Here is an 18721-nt window from a genome sequence, read left to right as displayed (position 1 = left end):
ACTTAGCTTGCGAGTGATCTTGCGAGGGTCGGAATTACCTTGCGAGTCGCTGCCGATGAGCGCGGTCCCCGATTGCCGGGGATCAACTGAACTCACGGCAATCGCTCGGAACGCGGGGAGCCGAAATACTGGACAAGCAGGATCGTGATCACGAGCAGCGCAGCGCAGGTCACCAGCGCGATGGACATGTCGGCGAACTGGGCGATGGCGGCGATGGCGAGCCCGCAGGTGATCTCTCCGAGGGACTTGGCCTGGGCGAGCAACGAGTGCACGGTGGCTCTGACGTCGCTACTGGTCTGCCGGTTGACCCAGATGGTGCTGAAGGTGCGGGTCAGCGGCAACGCGCCCGCAGCCAGCAGTACAGCGAGACTGCCGCTGTTCTCCCCGGGTGCGCCGACCAGGCCGACAACGCCGACAACAGCGACTGCGCAGGCGATGACGTAGCCGCGCCGCACAGTGTGGACGCCGTCGATGTGCGGTCGCACAATACGTAACCCGGCCGCGCCGGCGAGGCTCATCAGCACACCCAGGCCCGCCAGCCATACCACGGGATCGACGGACAGCCCGAGATCGACCAACCGCAACGGGTAGAGGCGACCAAAGGCGTTGACGACGCCGTTGACCAGGAACGTCGCCGCGAAGATGGCGAGGACGAGGCGGCTACCACGCACCAAGGTTGATCCGCGGATCAGGATCGACCACGATGCAGACCACCGCTTGGTGCGGACGGTTACGAACCGATGCTCGCGGAAGCCGACCACGACATACAGGCCGAGCAGCAGCATGGCGGCTCCCGCGAGCACCAGCGCCGTGCCGGGTCGCGTGAGCCATGCCAACCCGCCGACGCCCACCAGACCGGCCACCGTCCCGGTGAGCTGAGCTTGCTCTGAACGCATCAACACCGCCGAGACGCGCGCCGGGTCATCCAGCTCATCGCTGATCCACGCGACATCGGCGCCGCTGGCGAACGTCCAGGACAGCCCCCACACCATCTGGGTGGCCATCAGCGGCATGAACCCGCTGACCAAACCGGTGGCCAGCATGGCGGCGCCCATGAGCACGTGAGAGACGACCAGCGACCACTTCCGGCTGAACGTGTCGGCGAGGACACCGGCGGGAACCTCGAACAGGAGCGAGACAACCGATTGGCCGACACCGATCAAGACCAGCTCAGACGCGGACAGGTGCGCGTCGACGACCAGGTAGACGCTGGTGACCAGCCACCAGCCCCGGTGCAGCAAGGCCCGGCACCACATCCACCGCACGAACACCGTGTCAAGGCCCCAGCCGTTACCGCTCACCCGGCACGTCTGCAGATCTCAGTCAGTAACACCGGCAAAACCGTATGGACCGACCGTCGCCATACGCCAGCGGTTAACGACCAGATCCGGCGGACCGAGCGCGAGCAGGCCGGGATGATCCGGGCGGGGCGGACGCTGCGCGAGCAGACCGGCTTCGATGACTACCTGTCCCGCCGGGCCACCGACCCGTCGTACACCTTCCGTCGGCACCTGCGGCGCGTCGGCGGTGCGATCGAGGAGTAGCTCCGTGCTGAGCTATTCCGCCCTGGGCGCGCTACTGTGCGCGGCGCCGCCCGCTCTTCGCCAGCCCAGGCTCGGGCTGCTGCTGATGTGCCTCGACAATCGCGCGGGCCTGTGCGATGAGGTCGCGCAGCTCCTGGCGGTCCGAGCGCGAGCGCTCACGCGCACGCAGCAGCGGGCTCTGGGGGTTCAGGGCCAGCGCGTCGGCTTCTTCCTTGGAGATGCGGGCCCGGACGTGGTTGCCGATGTGGTAGCGGGTGGAGGTCTGTACTACCTTGCGCTCCGCCTGGCTGTACCCGGCCTCGGCATACAGCGCGCGTACGGCGATGCGGTAGGCGCCGGTCCGACCGGTCCAGTCCGGCTGCCCGGCGGGGGTGAGGTAGTGCTCGCGCAGGTCCACCGTCTGGTCGGCCAGGTCGCGGTAGAGCATCGTGCGCCGCTCGCCCTCGGCGTGCTGGAGGGCTCTCAAAATGCGGACGATCTCCGTACGGATCTCCTGCTGGGTCGCCATGGGGTTGAGAGGCTAGTTGCGCAGAAGGTTTAGCGCAACTAGCGGCGGACAGGGCCGCTCGGATACGCCAGCAGCCCGCCTAGATCCCTGCTGGCGCTGGGTCTCGGATATCGATGAGGCCGCGATGAAGTGCGTGAGCGTTATCGCGCAGCTCCGACCGGGTGGTCGACCGGCTCTGACAGTGGCGGAGACGCCCAGCGATGCCGGCGGAGATGATGCTCGGTTCCATTGGGCGGGCGTCCGCAGGCGTGGGAAGGCCCCACCGTCGGGTGTGGACGGTGGGAGGGTTGTGTCAAAGAGGCCCGCCCGTAGTTTCCAGACCAAAAACAACGGTAAGAACTGAGGGTTGATCAAGCTCTGTCCCGAGCCCTAGCGTCCCGTCCCGTTGGGTGACGATCGATGCTCAGGCGGTGGTTCGTGGCGACTCAGGACGTGTTCTCGGCGGAGGAACTGGCGCGGCTTCGGGGCTTCCCGGAGATCAACCGGGCGGAGCTGATCCGGCACTTCACGTTGACCGGTGCGGACGAGGCGTTTGTGCGTCAGTTCCGGACCGGCTGCAACGTGCTGGGCGTGGCGGTCCAGCTGTGCACGCTGCCGTGGCTCGGGTTCGTGCCCGATGAGGTGGCACTGGCTCCGGACGCCGCGGTGGGCCGGCTGTCGCAGCGGCTCGGGATCGCGATGGGTGAGCTGCGCGGGTACGGCGAGCGGGAGCAGACCCGCACGGATCATCTGCGGGAGGTGGCCGGCTACGCCGGCTGGCGGTCGATGGACACTGCCGAGTGGAAGGACCTCGACGAGTTCCTGTTCGCCCGGGCGATGGAGCACGACTCGCCGAAGCTGCTGTTCCGGCTGGCCTGCGAGTACCTGCTCTCGTCGCGGGTGATCCGGCCCGGGGTGATCCTGCTGCTGCGCCGGGTGGCCGCGGCCCGGGTCCGCGCCCGGACGGAGACGTGGACCCGAGTGAAGCACCTGCTCACCGACCGGCGATGCGCCGAGCTGGACCTGCTGCTGGTCCCGGACGCCTACCTCGGCCGCACGCCGCTGGCGTGGCTGGGCGTGGGGCCGACGTCGTCGAGCCCGGCCGCGGTGAAGGCGGAGCTGGAGAAGCTGGCCTACCTGCGCCGCCTCGACGCGCACACCGTGGACCTGTCGATGCTCCCGGCTGAGCGCCGTCGGTTCCTGGCCGGGGTGGGCCGCCGGTTGACGGGGCAGGCGTTGCAGCGGCGCGAGCCGGAACGCCGGTACCCGATTCTGCTGACGCTGCTGTCGCAGTCGGCGGTCGACGTGCTCGACGAGACGCTGCTGCTGTTCGACCAGGCGATCAGCGGCCGGGAGGCGGCGGCGAAGCAGAAGGTCGCCGACGCCCTCGCGGAGCGGGCAAAGGGCGGCGAGAACCGGCAGGCATTGCTGGACGAGATCCTGACCATCGTGCTCGACACCGCGATCGGCGACGAGCAGATCGGCACCATGCTGCGCGCCAGTATCGGCCTGGACCGGATGCGGGCGGCGTGGGCCGAGCGCCGCGAGCGGCTGCCCCGCGACCACGGTCAGCTCAGCATGCTGGACGCCTCGATGTCGTACCTGCGGCAGTTCGCCCCGGCCGTGCTCGCGGCGGTGCAGTTCGCCGGTGGGCCCGGCACCGAGCAGCTGCTGCAGGCGGTGAGCATGCTGGCCGGGCTGTACGCCAGCGGCGCCCGCAAGGTCCCGGCCGGCGCGCCGGTGGGGTTCGTGCCGACGAAGTGGGCCGGCTACCTGGTCGCCGCGGAGCAGGCCGGCGACGTCACCGCGTACCGGCGGTACTGGGAGCTGGCCGTGTTGGTCGGTCTGCGCGACGGGCTGCGCTCCGGCGACGTGTTCGTGCCCGGCTCGCGCCGGTACGCCGATCCGGCGTCGTTTCTGCTCACGGCCGAGGCGTGGGCGCCGCAGAAGGTGGAGTTCTGCCACCTGGTCGGCAAGCCCGGCGAGCCGGCCGACGCGCTCGCCCAGGCCGGCGACGAGCTGCACACCGCCCTGGCTGATCTGGAGGCTCAGCTGGCTAAGGGCAACCCTGGCGAGGTCCGGCTCACCGACGACGGCGAGCTGATCATCCCGCCGCTGACAGCCGAGGACGTGCCTGCCGAGGCCGACGCGCTGCGCGCCGAGCTGGCCGGGATGCTGCCGCGGGTGCCGATCGCGTCGGTGCTGGTCGAGGTCGACGCCCGGACCGGGTTCACCGACCACCTCGTGCACGCCGGCGGGAAGGTCGCCCGGCCGGTCGAGCTCAAACGCAACCTGATGTATGTGATCATCGCGGAGGCCACGAACATGGGCCTGTCCGCGATGGCCGAGTCCTGCGGCGTGCGCCTGGACCGCCGAGTGGTACTTCCGGCCGGAGACCCTGGAGGCGGCCAACGCTGCGGTGGTCAACTACCACCACCGGCTCCCGCTCACGAGAGCGTTCGGTTCGGGCACCCTGTCGTCGTCGGACGGGCAGCGGTTCCCGGTCAAGGGCAAGTCCATCACCGCCCGGCACCTGTCGCGGTACTTCGCCCGAGGGCAGGGCGTGTCCACCTACACCCACGTCTCCGACCAGCACTCGACCTTCGACACGAAGGTCATCGTGGCGACCGCGCCCGAGTCGCACTACGTGCTCGACGGTCTGCTCGGCAACGAGACCGACCTGCCGACCTTCGAGCACGCCACCGACACCCACGGCGCCACCCTGGCGAACTTCGCCCTGTTCGACCTGGTCGGCAAGCAGCTCTCCCCGCGCATCCGTGATCTCGGGAAGATCACCCTGTACCGGACCGGCCCCCGCGCCGACTTCCTGAACCGGTACCCGCGCGCCGGGGCGCTGCTGACCCGGCGGCTGAACCTGGACCTGATCACGGACATGTGGGACGACCTGCTGCGCGTCGCCGCCAGCGTCCAGGGCGGACACGCCACCGCGGCGCTCGTGGTCGGCAAGTTGTGCTCCTCGAAACGGCAGCAGAACGCGCTGACCAGTGCGATCAAGGAGTACGGGGCCCTGCGCCGCACCGTCTACGCCGCCCGCTACCTCGCCGACGAGACCTACCGGCGCCGAATCGCCCGGCAGCTCAACAAAGGCGAGAACCTGCACGCCCTGCGCCGCTCCCTCGCCTACGCCGGCGAGGGAACGCTGCGGCGCCGGCACCACGAGCAGCAGACCGAGCAGATGTGGTGCCTGACCCTGGCCACCAACGCGATCGTCTGCTGGTCCACCGAGTACCACGGTCTCGGCGTGGCCGCCCTGCGCCGCACCGGTCGTCAGGTCGACGACGAGGTCCTGGCGCACATCTGGCCCACCCACCACGAGAATGTCCACTTCTACGGCACCCACTCCGTCGACATCGACGGCGAGCTCGCCCAGCTCGACACCGACGGCTACCGGCCGCTGCGGCTGGCCGAGGATGCTCCGGCGAACAACTGACCGGCAACCTCCGTGAGCGGCGGCGTCGAAGAAAGGGCCGCCGCTCACGAGGTCGTCACCGCAACGTCGGCCGGCTTCATGTGACCCGTGACGCACCCTTGTGGTGCACTAATGCGGTACGACTCCCCAGCTCCGATGAGTCCGCTTCTAGCGTAGGCGGGAGTGTCACCGGCGTCGGTCGAGTCCTGAGCTGGTACGAGACAACACAGACGGTAAGCGCCAGCCCGTAGCCAGCGAAAGATATCGGCTGGGCCACGCCGATATAGCCCACCGCATCGAGGTCGCTGCGGCCCTGCCACTGCAGCACACCGCCCACCAGCAGCATGACGTAAATCCCGGCGCCCAACCCGTACAGCACGAACGTGGGGGCGATCAGCCAGACCGGGACGATCGGCAGGAAACGAGGCACGCGCCGGCCGGCCAGCAGGATCGTCCAGCGCGGGAACACCATGCCCCACGGCCGGACCAGTCCGAGCAGCAGAAACACGGCCAAGCCGAGACCGACGCAGAGCGCAACAGCCATGCTGGGACTCGGACGGAAGCCATCGGGCTCAAGGCCGGGCACCCCGAATACGGAGAGCAAGTGCACGCCGCCGTACGGCAGCCACGCCATACAGCCGGCGTAGGCGATCCAGCGGATCCGTGCCGGGGCGGCGTGTGCGGGCGGCGGGACACCACCGGTCCGGCGCCGCACGGTGGCCGCGATTAGGAGCGCGCCGGCGGCCAGCAAGCCGAGACGTTCCAGGAACGCGCGCCAGGCAGGATCGCCGTGCCGGTCGTTGACCGTGCCGGTGAGAGCGAGGTCGACGAGGTTGAGCAGCAGCCAGCAACTACCGGCGATCAGCACGACGGCAATCGCCCATGCCGCCCATCGGCGGCGAGTGAGCACCGCGGCGCTCGCGAGCAGCAAGACCGCTGCGGCGGGCCACGCCGCGTGCGGAAAGCCGGCAAACTCGTCCTGGCCGGCAAACGCGCCGATGCCTGTGCCGATGCCGAACAACGCAGTGAATGCGGCGGCCGCCCCCGCTACCCGGATCCTCGATCGCATACCGGCAGTCTCCGCGCCCAAACCTGTGCCCCGGCTGAGCCACCCTGAGGCGATCCACAGAAGACAAGGCGAAGGCCCGGCCCCGTAGGACGGGTCTCAAGCAAGGGCTGGCCGTGCAATGCCAACAGCGATGTGGCGGATCGGACACCGGAGGTGCCAATCCCTCCGAACGGTGCCAGCCCGGTGCCGACTCAACCCGGACTGTGCCAGCCCAGCCCGTACGGGACACACATGTAAGGGATGTCACTTGCTTTCGTGTGACACAGAATCGCATATTCTCTGTCACAGAGCCGATGATCCACCCACCGCCACCTGCGGGACGCCGTCACCGCAGCCGGGGCGACTCGGCCACATTCTGTGTCACATCACCGGAAGGGCCGCCGAGGTGTCCGTGATCCCGCTGCCGACCACCCACCGCCCGATCGCGCTCGTGGTCGCCGTCGACGCGTTCCTCGACCGGTTCCGCGACGACCCCGGCACCCGCGCCACCTACACCGAGACCCTGCGCCGGCTGCGCGAGACCGCCGGCGACTCACTCCCGGTCGCGGCGCTAACCCCGGAGATCTACGAGCAGACAATGGCCCGCTGGGACCCCGGCGCCGCGAACACCTGGAACAAGCACCTGTCCGCGCTGACCTCGTTCACCGCCTACTGCGGCCGCCAGGACTGGCTGGCCACCGACCCCGGCCGCCGCCTGGAACGCCGCAAGGTCACCCGGACCCGGGACAAGGCCATCCCCCGCGCCCGCCTCGATCGGCTGTTCACCGACGACCGCAACCCGCTGCGCGAACGGGTGCTCTGGCGGATGCTCTACGAGACCTGCGCCCGCGCCGAGGAGATCCTCGGCCTCGACGTGCCCGACCTCGACATGGAGTTCCGCCGCGCCCTGGCCGTCGAGAAGGGCGGCGACCGCGCCTACGTGCACTGGGAAACCCCAACCGCCCGCCTGCTGCCCCGGCTGCTGGCCGGCCGCACCACCGGGCCGGTCTTCCTCGCCGACCGACGCGCCGCGTCAGCCGGACGCCGCGCCCCGGCCCTGAGCGACATCTGTCCCGAGACCGGCCGGGGGCGACTGTCCTACCCGCGCGCCGAGTACCTGTTCAAGCAGGCGTCCAAGCTCCACGACCCGCACGGCGCCGGCTACACCCTCCACCAGCTACGTCACTCCGGGCTGACCCACCTCGCGGCCAAAGGCCGCAGCGCCGCCGAACTCCAGGCCAAGTCCCGCCACCGGCACCTGGCCACCCTCGGCATCTACGTCCGGCTCGGCGAGGAAACCTCCGCCCGCATCACCGCCGAGAACGACGAGCACCACCACCACCGGCGGCACCGCCGCTGACCTTGCATCCCACGTACCGGGATTACGGAAAACGGCGCCCGGCGTCCGGCAAACCGGCCGCCATGAGGAAGTCGTCCCAGGTGGTGCCCTAGATCAACTGCTTACCGTTGTTTTTGGTCTGGAAACTACGGGCGGCCCAAAGAGCTGGTCATTTCAGCCTATTGTCCTAGGACGGCTACCGGGGGTCGCCCCGGTCACGTTCGACTGTCGCAACGACGGGCTGAACCTTTTGACGCTGATCTCCGTACCCTGGGCGGGAGGTCAGCCAGATGATGACCGTACGTCGCAGGCTCGTGGTGGCCGCCGCCTTGACGGCCACTGCGCTGCTGCTCACCGGCCTTGTCGTGGGTCCGGCGCTTGCTCACGGTGCACCGGGGAGTCCGGTGAGCCGGGCTGTCGCGTGTGGTCCGGAAGGACGTCAGACCAACCGGTCCGCGGCCTGTACGGCAGCCAAGGCCGCCGGTACGGCGACCGAGCAGTGGGACAACGTCCGGCTGTCCGACGTGGCCGGCCGGGACCGGGAGAAGGTCCCCGACGGGAAGCTTTGCAGTGGCGGCATGGCCAAGTTCCGGGGCCTGGACCTGGCTCGCGCCGACTGGCCGGCGACCACGCTCAGGACGGGTGTCGAACTCACCTTCACCTACCGCACGACGATCCCGCACAAGGGCACGTTCCGCTGGTACGTCACCCGCGCGGGCTACGACCCGAGCCAACCCCTGAGCTGGTCTGACCTCTCGGAGCGGCCGTTCCTGACCGCCACCGACCCGCCGGTGGTCGACGGCTCGTACCGGATGCGCGGCAAGCTTCCGGCAGGACTGTCGGGGCGGCACCTCGTCTACGCGATCTGGCAGAACTCGAGTACGCCGGACACCTACTACTCCTGCTCGGACGTGATCCTCGAATCCGCCCCGGCGGCCGGGGCCCGCGCCGCCACCAGCCGACCCGCGACCACCCCTCCCGGCGGTACGCAGCCCAGCGGCGGGTCTTCCGAGCCCGTGACCGGAATCGGATCGCCGGACGGGACAGCGGACGTCCTCGGCAGGTCCACCGTCGCCGCGACCAGCGGGAGCGGCGGTGCCCTGCTGCCCATGCTGGTTGCGGCGCTGCTGGTCGCGGCGCTCGGCCTGCCCGTGGGGCTCTGGCTGCGCGCCAGGAGGACCCGTGATCGGCGCCGCCTCGGCTCGACGACGCACTAAGGTCAGGTTTCCGCCGGGGGACGCTCGGGCGGCATCCAGCACATGATGCGGTCGAAGATGGCGCGTACGTCGGGTGGTGGTCCGAGGGCGGAGTCGTAGACGTGCAGGTCGGAGATGGCGTCGACGAACTGGGTGCCGAGGTAGAGCATCAACGCGATCCGTTGGTGCCGGAAGCCCACCGTCAGGTCGAGTCGGGCGTCGGCACACGGCCATGGTTGGGCGCAGATCCGGCAGCACCAGACCGGGCGCAACGGTAGGTGGAGTTGCCGGCTGGCGACCGGCTTCGGCTCGATCACCAGGTCGGTCCCTTCGGTGCGGGGCGTTCGATGTCCAGGAGCACGCGGCGGCGGATGACGTAGTCGGCCTCGGGGCGTTCGGGCTTGCCCAGTGGCTTTTCGATGCCGCGTACGACGATCCACTCCTGGGTCGTGTTCAGCGGTGCCTGGGTGATGCGTAGGTGGAGGTCTCCGACGCCGGGTCGGCGGTCCGCTCCGGTGCCCCGGTAGTAGTCCTCGCCCTCGGCGTTGACGATGTCACCGACGTTGCCCAGCGGCCTACCGGACATGACGGCCCCCGTTGCGCCGGGCCACCCGATACCCGACCTGCTGCCCGAGGGTGAGCAGCGGGACCTGGCGCAGGTTCGCCGTACGCTCGTCGGCCCAGGCGGGGCGGGCCGGTGGTGGTGGCGGCTCGGGCGGGATCGGGAGTGCGGACCCGAGGACCCATGGCCACCCGGACCACCATCGCCGGAACGTGAACAACGCGCCACCTCCTTGCGGGTTGGGAGGGGCGCCCCGCGCCCGTTGCTTGGGGCGCCCCGCAACGCGACCGCCGGGCTCGAACCCCCACCAGCCACGCCGCTTAATGAGCCACCTTGCCTCCTGTGGCGAGACATGCACACTCCGTTGATGTATGGTCTGCGAACATCATGGACGTCCATATGGGAGGCATGTATGAACCATGCACTCGTCGCCGCAATGGCTGAGGCGGGCGAAACCGCCGACTCTCTCGCAGCTCAGCTAGGTGTCGACCCGAAGACAGCGGGGCGCTGGGTTACGCCCGGACGAATACCGCAGCCCAGACGGCGAGTGAAGATCGCGGAGATTTTGAAGAAGGACGTCGGTGACCTTTGGCCGGACGTCCTTAAGCGGAAGGAGCCCGCGTGGTTCCGACGGTGGGCGGACATCGAGCGCGAGGCCGTGTCGCTGCGCTGGTTCGAGCTGGCATGGGTGCCGGGCCTTCTCCAGACCGAGGCGTATGCGCGGGCAACGCTGGCGGGGGAGACGCTGACCACGACCATCGTCGACCAGCTTGTCTCGGCGCGAATCCAGCGGCAGACGGTCCTCCGCCGTGAGCAGGCGCCTTTGTTCATAGCGGTCATAGACGAGCTGGTCCTGCGTCGGGCGCCGCATAACAACCGCGCCCTGATGCGTGAGCAGTGCGCACGTCTGGCGGAATCCGCCGAACTTCCGACGGTGTCGGTGCACGTCGTACCGATGTCAGTTGGCATGTACCCGGGCCACGGCGGGCCGTTCATCCTCGCCGAGTTGCCCGACGGCGGGAGGGCCGCACATGCTGATAGCCAGGCAGAGGCACAGATCCTGACCCAACCGGAGCACGTTGCTACGCTTGAGCGACGGTGGGAACGCATCCGTGGGGAAGCCCTCTCACGGTCGCAGTCCCTAGACCTGCTCAGGGAAGCGGCAACTTCATGGACCTGACCGGCGCGCGGTGGCGCAAGAGCACGAAGAGCGGCAACAACGGCGGGGCGTGCGTGGAAGTGGCAGACAACCTTCCCGGGCGTGTACTGGTCCGTGACACCAAGGATCGCGACGGGGGGACCCTCACCATCGCCCCCGACGCGTGGCGGGCGTTCGTCAGCTTCGCCAAGCAGTCATAACTGATCGCGCACACGCCCCCGCGTCGGCACGGCACGGGGGCGTTGCCAAGCCGCCCAGGTACGCCGAACGCCCCTGCCGTCCACCGAAGGCGTCCAGGTACGGCGTGTAAACACTGGTCAATCGACATGTGGGGCTTGCACGCCCTGCCCAGGGAACACTTCGAGACGAGCAGGATCGAGGTCGCGGCCGCAAGGCTTGTCTGGGTGTAGGAGCAGCACGGCGTACCCCTTGCCGAGCTCTTCAACGGCGCGCAGCCGGCGGACGAGGGTCGTTCATCTCGGTTCGGGCAGCGGCTATTGATAACATGCGTGCTCGCCGACAATGGCTTGGATTTCCTGCGGTTTGCCCCCGTGCTCGTGGCCAGGGCCTTGTGTCGGACATGTCCACCGCGGCGTGGCATCACGCCAAGCGCGGCGATTACGTCTAACTGCAGTTGGGGAACTGGTCGCCTGGGGGCTGGTCGGCGCCGGACCTCGTTCGCCCTGCCGCAACGGCGTGTCGCCGCCGGCCGCCGTCTCGTCGAGGGGTGCGGTGGGGCAGGTCCTCGCGGGGCGGATCCCCGAGGAGCCGGATGATGCTGCTGGTTCCAGAGATGGACTGGCGGGTGCCGGTCGTCGAACAGTGGCTGACAGAGGTTCGTCCAAGGTTTGCTCCAGGCGATCGTTGGTTGATGTGCCTCTCGCCGCTCCTCTATCGTTGTGGAGAGGTCTCCACTAACGTCGCAGGGAGAAGCATGGTTCGGTCAGACGCTCGCAGGAACCGCAACCGCATTCTGGCCGCCGCCCATGAGGCGTTCGCCGAGGACGGCGACGCATCGATGAATCAGATCGCACAGCGGGCCGGCGTCGGTCCGGGCACGCTCTATCGCAACTATCCGTCGCGCGAGGCGCTCATCCTGGACATCTACCAGGAGGAGGTCGAGCAGCTCGTCGGCTCGGTGTCCGAGTCACTGACCACGCAGACGCCGCTGGAGGCGCTGCGGAGCTGGACGAGCGTACTGGTCGACGCGATGCGCAAGAAGCACGCCCTGGGCTCCGCTCTCACCCCGGGCATCCAGAAGGCGGTCACCGAGCAGACCTACGGTCCGGTGATCGCCGCGATCACCCTGCTGTTCGATGCGGGTAAGGCGGACGGCAGCATCCGCGCCGACGCCGAGCCCGGTGACTTTTTGCAACTTACCGGCGCCCTCTGGAGGGCCGCCGAAGACCGTACGCAGCCCATGCTCGCGCTGATCCTCGACGGCCTCGACGCCGGCCGCCACCGCTGATACGCCAGGCCCCGACTCAGAGAGGGAGATTACTGGAGACATCTCCGGTTCTGGTTGACGATGTGGAGAGGTCTCCGGTACCGTTTCAGCTAGGCGAAACGGACACCCTGGGGGCGAAATGTCGGAGATTTTGGTTACTGGCGGTTCGGGCTACATCGGCAGTTGGTGCACGCTGGCACTGCTGAACGCCGGTTATGCCGGTACGCACCACGGTGCGCGATCTGAGCCGCGAGCCGCAGGTGCGCGAGATGCTGCGGCGCGGCGGAGTGGACCCCGGTGACAACCTGCGCGTCGTACGCGCCGACCTGCAGAACGACGAGGGCTGGACGGACGCGGCGGCCGGCTGCGACGGGATTTTGCACGTCGCGTCGCCCACGCTGACCCAGACACCGAAGAATGACGACGAGATGGTCCGCCCCGCGATCGACGGCACACTGCGGGTGCTGCGCGCGGCCCGTGACGGCGGCGTCCGGCGAGTGGTCCTGACCTCCGCGATCGGCGCGATCGCCTATGGTCACGAGCAGCGCGACACCCCATTCACCGAGCAGGACTGGACGAACATCGACGCGGACGGTATCCAGCCCTACCAGAAGTCCAAGACCCTCGCTGAGCGCGCGGCCTGGAATTTCGTGAACGAAGAGGGCGGCGGCCTCGAACTGGCCGTGGTCAACCCGACCGCCGTGCTCGGCCCGGTCCTCAGTTCGGACTATTCGCCGTCGCTGGGCGCGATCGCCCGCATGCTCGACGGCTCGATGCCGACCCTGTTGCCCTTCGCCTGCGGTTATGTGGACGTCCGGGACGTGGCGTCGCTGCAACTGCTCGCACTGACCGAGGACGCCGCCGCGGGCGAGCGGTTCATCGCCACCGCCGGCCACAGCCTGTGGATGCGTGAGGTCGCCGCGATCCTGCGCGAGCGGCTCGGCGAGCGAGCGGCGAAGGTGCCGACCAAGGAGATGCCGGTGTGGGTCGCGCACGGGCTGGCCAAGGTCAACCCGGAGATGCGCAACCTGCGCATGCTGCTGGGCCGCAACCTCGACGCCACCTCGGCCAAGGCTGAGCGCCTGCTCGGCTGGAAGACGCGCCCGATCGCGGACACCATCGCCGAGACTGCCGAGAGTCTGCTCGCCCTCCCACGCTGACCCTGCCGAGAAAAGTCTTGATCATGGAGCGGCTGGCAACACCGCCATCAACGAGATTTCCGCACGCGGCGCGGAACGAGCCACCGCCGGGTAGCACTACGGAATGATCATCGCCGATCCGGCACACATTCGGATCTGTCGCCGTCCGTGCGCGCAGACAAACGACGAGGCGCCACGCTCGGTGTTCGGCGTCCCGTAGTGCCGGCATCCTGAACTGCCGACGAGCGGATGCCTTGTCCACGCCTGAGGGGTGATGGCACCTGATGCCTTGGGGTGTAGCGGCCGGTAACGGGAACCGGGGCATCGCACTTACGGAGGGTGGAACGTCTCGTCGCGCTAAGCGGCAGTCACAAAAGATCTGACCGGATGACCAGCGGGCTCTATGACGGCTCCTCTCCTGTCAGTGCGGCCTGGTTGGATACAGGCTGGCGATCAGGAGGAATCATGACGCGCACGACCCCACCGCGTCCGTTGGATGTGGTCTCGTTGTTTCCGGAACTGGCAGAGATGGCCAGGACCGCCACCCGCCTTCATCCCCGCCCAGGAGACCCGACCGTGCATGACAGCTCGGTGGGTGGGCCTTTGCTGTGGCCAGTAGGCGAGGCATGGCCGACATGCAGCGCCGAGCATGAGCCGTACGCGTTGACGACGCTGGAGGACGTCCGCACGCGTCGACGCATCCTCGCCGCGGCGTGGCAACGGCCCACGCCGCCGGGAACGAATCTACTCAATCCAGATGAAAAGGCGGTCGTAGACCAGATAGATGCCGGTTACGACCCGGCGCTGCTGCCGGTGGAGCCGCTGCCGCTCATCCCGCTGGCGCAGCTCTATGCCCGGGACGTCCCTGATCTGCCCTGTCCCGATGGCGCGGACGTGCTTCAGGTGTTGTGGTGCCCGTTCGACGAAATCATGGATGCGCGGTCTGCGGTACACCTACGGTGGCGGCGGTCCGCAAGCGTGCGGAACCTGCTGATGCACCCACCCGAGCCGACCTTCGTCGGCCAAGGCTATTACGTGCCGGAACCTTGCGTTCTGTATCCAGAGCAGATCATCGAGTACCCGGCTTATCACGAGCTGGATGACAAGCTCGCGGAACGCATCATCTCCCGAGAAAGGGAGCTCCTCCAGTCACCGGACGAGAAGCAACCGGGTTACAGGGGCGATCTGTCAATCGCTCCTGGCTGGAAGGTCGGTGGCTGGTCCGCCTTCTTTACCTTTCGGAGCCCGGCGGGCCCTGATGAGCTTCAGTGCTGCGGTGCGTCGCTGGAACCCCTTCTCACCATTCCCAGCGACGAATGGGACGGCGACAGCCGCAGCTGGCGTCCCATCACTGAGGAGGACGAGTCGGTCGACCACACCCCGACCCAGGTGGAAATCGGCCGTGGCTACACACTCCAGGTCTACCGATGCACCGCCTCGCAGGAGCACCCACCGATCACCATCATGCAGTAACTGAAATGCACGCTCATGCCGCCGGTCGTTCGCGCTGGTGCTGGCGCCCCCGTCACCCTCGGTACCCGTCGGCCTCGGCGCTTCGACATGCTCGGGCCGGCCCGGAGGGCGGTCCTGGTTGCAGCACGCTGGATGATCGTGACGTGGAGTATTCGGACCTGTCGCCGTACGACTATCTCGGCTTTCCGCTGCTGATGGGGACCGTCGGGTGGCTGGGACGCCATTACGGGGTGCAGGGCGACGGCGCAGCACCGATGACTGGCGTCGAGTCGAAGCATCTGGCACCGCATCGACCCGATCCCGGCGTACGCACGTGCCGAAAAGCGCGTACCCGATCTTGGTGCTCTCCGTGGGCTGACAACAGCGACGGTAGCCAAACTGGCTGACGAAGATGCCTACCGGTGAGCGGTCGGGCCCTGGGTCACCACTCGAAGGTCTTCCACTCCCGTGTCGGAATGTGGCCTTCGCTGGTGTCCCAGCAACGATCAGCCCATGCCTTTGCCACCATTACTGGGCGGGTCAGCACAGCGTCGCCAGCTCGCTGCGCCCGCAGCACCAACCCGAGTTCTGGCGAGCAAGGATCAGCGCACTGCGAGTACCGCAGCTCCCTGCTGTGCGCCGCTAGGTAATCAGCGATCTCATCCTCCAGACGTGAGGGCGTCTGCCCGACCAGGCGCATCCCCTCCAGCGCCACCTGAGGACCACGCAGCGCGTTAACCGCGACGCCCGCTAGGCCGACCGACTCGTCGTAATAGGTGGTGACCGCCGGACCGGAGAACCTCGCGTCAGTGCGTTGCTCAAGCCAGAATTCCGCCCACCCCTCATTTCCCGAGGTGCCCTCAGAGACGGCAACGCAGAGGGCGCCACGTGTCGCGGCCTGAACTTGGGCGTGTGTCATGCCGAACTCCAACGGGCCGACGCGCTCGAAAGGTGTGAACGACCACGGGAGCCGCTGCGTTTCGGCCAGAACGCTCCAGACGTCCGTCGCCATCTTTTCCTCCTGGTGGAAGTGCCGCGCCCCAGCAGCCAGCAGCCAGCGGCGCGAAGATGATAGTGGACGGAATCCGCTTGCGACTTGTCCGGGACTGCATCGGAGCTGCTGCTCGCGGTGCACGGATCTGCCGCCGACCGGGTGGTTACCTCCGGCACCCCGAACGCGGACCACACCGCGCTCGAGTGTTGTCGATGGTCGGCCAGAGGGCGGCTGCCAATAGGCGCGTGTCGTCCGTTGAGTCACCCGGACTTGCTTTCGACAGTGTCGCGATGAGTTCGGCGGCGACACGCACCGAACCATCGCGTACGGCTCAGCCTTGAGCTCGGCGTAGAGGGCCTCTACAGCTTTCAGCATAAAGTAGTGCGCTCACGGTTCTGGGGCCAGCCCGCCGCTCGGGCAGCCTGACCCCAGAACAACTCGAACGATCAGCCGGTGGTCAGGGTGTTGCCGAGCAGGGACAACAGGCGGTCCCAGTGGCGTTGCAGCGCGGCCGGGTTGAATGCGTCGGTGTCGGACATGGTGAAGCCATGGATGGTGCCGGGATAGATCTCGGAGGTGTAGCTGACGCCCGTAGCACTCAGGGTCTCGTTGAGCTCCTTGAGGGCCCCAGGGGTTATGTCGCCCTCGGCGTGACCGAAGTGGAGCTGGGCGGTGAGCTTGGAGAGGACGTCCGGCCCGTCGGCGCCTACGGGGGCGTGGAATCCGGCAACAGCAACCACCTGGTCGGGGTGGGCCGCAGCGGTGCGTACCGCCATGAGGCCGCCTATGCAATAGCCGGTCACCGCGACCGGTCCCGTACTGACCTCGGGTTGGGTGGCGAGGAACCTGAGATAGGCGTCGGCGTCGCTCAGGGTCCGTGCGGCGGTGTGCGCCTTGATCATGGGCATGAGTTGGGCGAAAATCGCGGGCCGGGCTTCCTCTCCGATGTGCTCGGGAAGCTCGATCACGGGTGCTGGGCCGTGCCGATAGAAGACGTTGGGGACGAGCACGTAGTATCCGTGCTCGGCCAGTTCACAGGCCATCTGCCGCAGCACTGGCCGGATGCCGAAGCCGTCCGGGTACATCAGCACTCCCGGGCGTCGCCCGCCAGCGTTGGGGAGAGCGGCGAATGCGTCGGCTTGGCCGTCCGCGGTGGGGATGTGCAGCGTCTTGGTGGGCATGACTTCTCCTGTCGTCGTTGAGGTCTCGAGCCTTGGTCAACACGACGGAGGTGGAGCCCGCGCAGAAGTGCGGGATTCTCGATCCATAAGCGGGCATACACCGGCCCGTACGGCGCTCAGAAGGGCACCGGGTCACCAATCCGTGCGTGGCGCGATGCCGTCCCGGTAGTCATGGCTGCATAACTTAGCCGATCGAATGAGGTCGGACCCGGCCGCCGGTCACATCGACCAAGCCTGGCCGGGCTGCGGTCGTAGGTCCAGTGAACAAGTAGCCGCCGACCGGGCATGCTCGCCGTTTGAAGCGGCCACGCTCCGTGACGGGTTGCTACGTCGCGTAGCGTCCTGAACTGTCGAGATGAGGGAGGCGTTCGTATGGTGAGTCACCGCAGTGCTGCTGCGAGTTCGGCGGCGTTGTCGAACGCGGGTGCCGCCCTTTCGGATTCGTCTTCCGTGAGCGTGACGGACTGGGCGCGGGCCAGCATCTCGGCCGCAGTCTTTGGATCGTGCAGCACCATCGCGAGTTCGGCGCGGTAGACCAGGACCTCTACCTGCTCGACCGGGTCGTCGTCGGCTTGCGGGCGGGCCAACGCGCTGTCGAGGATCCGAACGGCCTGTCCGACGCTCCCCCTGGAATCGGCCTGCACGACAGCATTCGCTAGGGCCTTGGCCAGCCGCCCGGCAGGCGTGGTGGCCGGCATGGGCGCGGTGGCGGCGTTCCGAAAGACGCGGATCCAGTTGCCGCCCGGGTCGATGACGCTGAATCCGCCCAACCCGTCGGCGTTCTTCCGCGCCCTAGGCCGGGTCATCCGCGGTGTTCCGGACACCAGTACCTTGCCGTACGCGGCGCGCATGCCGGCTGCGAATGCCCGGTGTAGTCCCTCGATGTCCGTGGTGAGTACGAGACAGGAGCCATAGGACTGCTCCGGGTCAAATCCGGCGATCTCGAAGAACTGTAGATGCAGGTCTTCCCGCTGCACCCCCACACACGCGTAAGGCTTGCGCTGCTTGTACGTGGTGCGGAAACCGAGAACCCCGTAGAAGGTTTCGATGTCGTCAATGGATGCGCACGGCAGCAGGGGAACGGTCACCTCGTTGGTCATGCCTCCTTCCTAAGCGTCGCAGGGTGTCCGTCGCACATGGAAATAGCCGATCATCGCCTTCGGTCATCCGAACGGCTGATGACCCAGAACGCAACGCCGCCCAGCCGAGCCATCGGCGGTGCCTTCCTGCCTGCTATATGTCTCGCCAAGATCAGGCGCCCGGATTTGCCGCGAGGCGCGCGGTTTGATCTACCGGTCGACGTGCCAGTCGACTCCGGTCGGCGGCCGCCCATGATTGACGAGGTGTTCGACGATCACGAGGGCTTGTTCCAGAGGGACAGTGTCACGGTTGTCGTAGGTGTCGTGCTGCCCGTTGCTTAGCACGTACCCGCCCTGCTGGTCAGTTGCCATCGGGTCGATCGCGTGTTTGCCCGCGTCCCCGGGCTCGTCAAGCACCATGATCAGCGCGCGGGTCCCGTTGGTCACCACCGCCAATAGCCGTCCGTGATCATGCTCGAACCAGGTCTCGAACTGGCCTTCACCAGCTCGTGCACGGACGAGTTCCGCGGCGTCAGTTCCGGTTAGCAGACGGTGGTGATCCTGCAACCGCCATCCGTCCCTCATGGTCGCCAGGCTATCGGGTGCCGCGCGTCCGCAACTGCCGCAGGCAGAGCGCGGGTGCTGGCGCGTCCGTCACCTTCGG

At 67.9% G+C, this 18721-nt stretch carries 18 protein-coding genes and 1 pseudogene; 9 read left to right on the top strand and 10 right to left on the bottom strand.

The genetic code is table 11. From position 1 onward, the window contains the following. Positions 1-92: 92 nt before the first annotated feature. Positions 93-1301, bottom strand: coding sequence for an MFS transporter (locus tag BDK92_RS00605; RefSeq protein ID WP_211348988.1), 1209 nt, complete (start codon positions 1299-1301; stop codon positions 93-95). Positions 1302-1415: 114 nt separating this feature from the next. On the opposite strand from BDK92_RS00605, the gene BDK92_RS40725 reads away from it, so the two are divergent. Then, complete coding sequence (locus BDK92_RS40725; protein WP_281278612.1) at positions 1416-1544, top strand: hypothetical protein; 129 nt, start codon at positions 1416-1418, stop codon at positions 1542-1544. 31 nt (positions 1545-1575) lie between these two features. Here BDK92_RS40725 and BDK92_RS00595 read toward each other — a convergent pair whose 3' ends face one another. Beyond that, on the bottom strand, positions 1576-2052 hold the full coding sequence (locus BDK92_RS00595; protein WP_121153586.1) for a hypothetical protein: 477 nt from the start codon (positions 2050-2052) through the stop codon (positions 1576-1578). Positions 2053-2469: 417 nt separating this feature from the next. Here BDK92_RS00595 and BDK92_RS40965 point away from each other — a divergent pair. Further along, positions 2470-5482, top strand: a pseudogene (locus tag BDK92_RS40965) (Tn3 family transposase). Between the two features lie 76 nt (positions 5483-5558). Here BDK92_RS40965 and BDK92_RS00585 read toward each other — a convergent pair. Further along, positions 5559-6530 carry a hypothetical protein gene (locus BDK92_RS00585; RefSeq protein ID WP_121153585.1) on the bottom strand — a complete coding sequence of 324 codons (972 nt, stop codon included), beginning with the start codon at positions 6528-6530 and terminating at the stop codon, positions 5559-5561. A 385-nt stretch (positions 6531-6915) separates the two neighbouring features. On the opposite strand from BDK92_RS00585, the gene BDK92_RS00580 reads away from it, so the two are divergent. Both BDK92_RS00580 and BDK92_RS00575 read left to right on the top strand, forming a co-directional pair. Next, positions 6916-7869, top strand: a complete 954-nt coding sequence (locus BDK92_RS00580) for a tyrosine-type recombinase/integrase (protein WP_121153583.1) — start codon at positions 6916-6918, stop codon at positions 7867-7869. Between the two features lie 269 nt (positions 7870-8138). Further along, positions 8139-9065: a lytic polysaccharide monooxygenase auxiliary activity family 9 protein gene (locus tag BDK92_RS00575; RefSeq protein ID WP_342775793.1), complete on the top strand. Its 927-nt coding sequence runs from the start codon at positions 8139-8141 to the stop codon at positions 9063-9065. Between the two features lie 2 nt (positions 9066-9067). On the opposite strand, the gene BDK92_RS00570 is transcribed toward BDK92_RS00575, so the two are convergent. Genes BDK92_RS00570 through BDK92_RS38285 form a run of 3 tightly spaced genes read right to left on the bottom strand, consistent with a single transcriptional unit; the run spans position 9068 to position 9826 of the window. Continuing rightward, positions 9068-9361: a hypothetical protein gene (locus tag BDK92_RS00570; protein WP_246016688.1), complete on the bottom strand. Its 294-nt coding sequence runs from the start codon at positions 9359-9361 to the stop codon at positions 9068-9070. Continuing rightward, positions 9358-9630 carry a hypothetical protein gene (locus tag BDK92_RS00565; RefSeq protein WP_121153581.1) on the bottom strand — a complete coding sequence of 91 codons (273 nt, stop codon included), beginning with the start codon at positions 9628-9630 and terminating at the stop codon, positions 9358-9360. Before BDK92_RS00565 ends, BDK92_RS00570 begins: the two co-directional genes overlap by 4 nt. Continuing rightward, the gene (locus tag BDK92_RS38285; RefSeq protein WP_147456867.1) at positions 9620-9826 is read right to left on the bottom strand and encodes a hypothetical protein; all 207 of its coding nucleotides are present in this window, start codon (positions 9824-9826) and stop codon (positions 9620-9622) included. The genes BDK92_RS00565 and BDK92_RS38285 overlap by 11 nt, the downstream gene beginning before the upstream one ends. Before the next feature lie 192 nt (positions 9827-10018). Here BDK92_RS38285 and BDK92_RS00560 point away from each other — a divergent pair, with 192 nt between their 5' ends. The 5 genes from BDK92_RS00560 (at position 10019) to BDK92_RS00540 (ending at position 14824) form a co-directional block, all read left to right on the top strand. After that, a complete protein-coding gene (locus BDK92_RS00560) occupies positions 10019-10786 on the top strand; it encodes a DUF5753 domain-containing protein (RefSeq protein ID WP_121153579.1) in 768 nt (255 codons plus the stop codon). Beyond that, positions 10777-10965, top strand: a complete 189-nt coding sequence (locus BDK92_RS00555; RefSeq protein ID WP_121153577.1) for a DUF397 domain-containing protein — start codon at positions 10777-10779, stop codon at positions 10963-10965. Before BDK92_RS00560 ends, BDK92_RS00555 begins: the two co-directional genes overlap by 10 nt. 572 nt (positions 10966-11537) lie before the next feature. Beyond that, positions 11538-12233 carry a TetR/AcrR family transcriptional regulator gene (locus tag BDK92_RS00550; protein ID WP_246016687.1) on the top strand — a complete coding sequence of 232 codons (696 nt, stop codon included), beginning with the start codon at positions 11538-11540 and terminating at the stop codon, positions 12231-12233. Positions 12234-12427: 194 nt separating this feature from the next. After that, the gene (locus BDK92_RS00545) at positions 12428-13372 is read left to right on the top strand and encodes an NAD-dependent epimerase/dehydratase family protein (RefSeq protein ID WP_211348986.1); all 945 of its coding nucleotides are present in this window, start codon (positions 12428-12430) and stop codon (positions 13370-13372) included. A 444-nt stretch (positions 13373-13816) separates the two neighbouring features. Further along, positions 13817-14824, top strand: coding sequence for a hypothetical protein (locus BDK92_RS00540; RefSeq protein WP_121153573.1), 1008 nt, complete (start codon positions 13817-13819; stop codon positions 14822-14824). A gap of 421 nt (positions 14825-15245) precedes the next feature. Here BDK92_RS00540 and BDK92_RS39525 read toward each other — a convergent pair whose 3' ends face one another. From BDK92_RS39525 to BDK92_RS00520, 4 genes are all read right to left on the bottom strand, one after another. Next, positions 15246-15815, bottom strand: coding sequence for a hypothetical protein (locus BDK92_RS39525; protein WP_211348984.1), 570 nt, complete (start codon positions 15813-15815; stop codon positions 15246-15248). Positions 15816-16243: 428 nt separating this feature from the next. Beyond that, the gene (locus tag BDK92_RS00530) at positions 16244-16978 is read right to left on the bottom strand and encodes a dienelactone hydrolase family protein (RefSeq protein ID WP_121153572.1); all 735 of its coding nucleotides are present in this window, start codon (positions 16976-16978) and stop codon (positions 16244-16246) included. A gap of 380 nt (positions 16979-17358) precedes the next feature. Continuing rightward, positions 17359-18078: a VOC family protein gene (locus BDK92_RS00525; protein WP_121153570.1), complete on the bottom strand. Its 720-nt coding sequence runs from the start codon at positions 18076-18078 to the stop codon at positions 17359-17361. A 189-nt stretch (positions 18079-18267) separates the two neighbouring features. Next, positions 18268-18624, bottom strand: coding sequence for a hypothetical protein (locus BDK92_RS00520; protein ID WP_170208439.1), 357 nt, complete (start codon positions 18622-18624; stop codon positions 18268-18270). Positions 18625-18721 lie beyond the last annotated feature (97 nt).

It is taken from the genome of Micromonospora pisi (assembly GCF_003633685.1).
Classification (GTDB): Bacteria; Actinomycetota; Actinomycetes; order Mycobacteriales; family Micromonosporaceae; genus Micromonospora_G; species Micromonospora_G pisi.
This window is presented reverse-complemented; position numbering and strand designations above follow the sequence as displayed.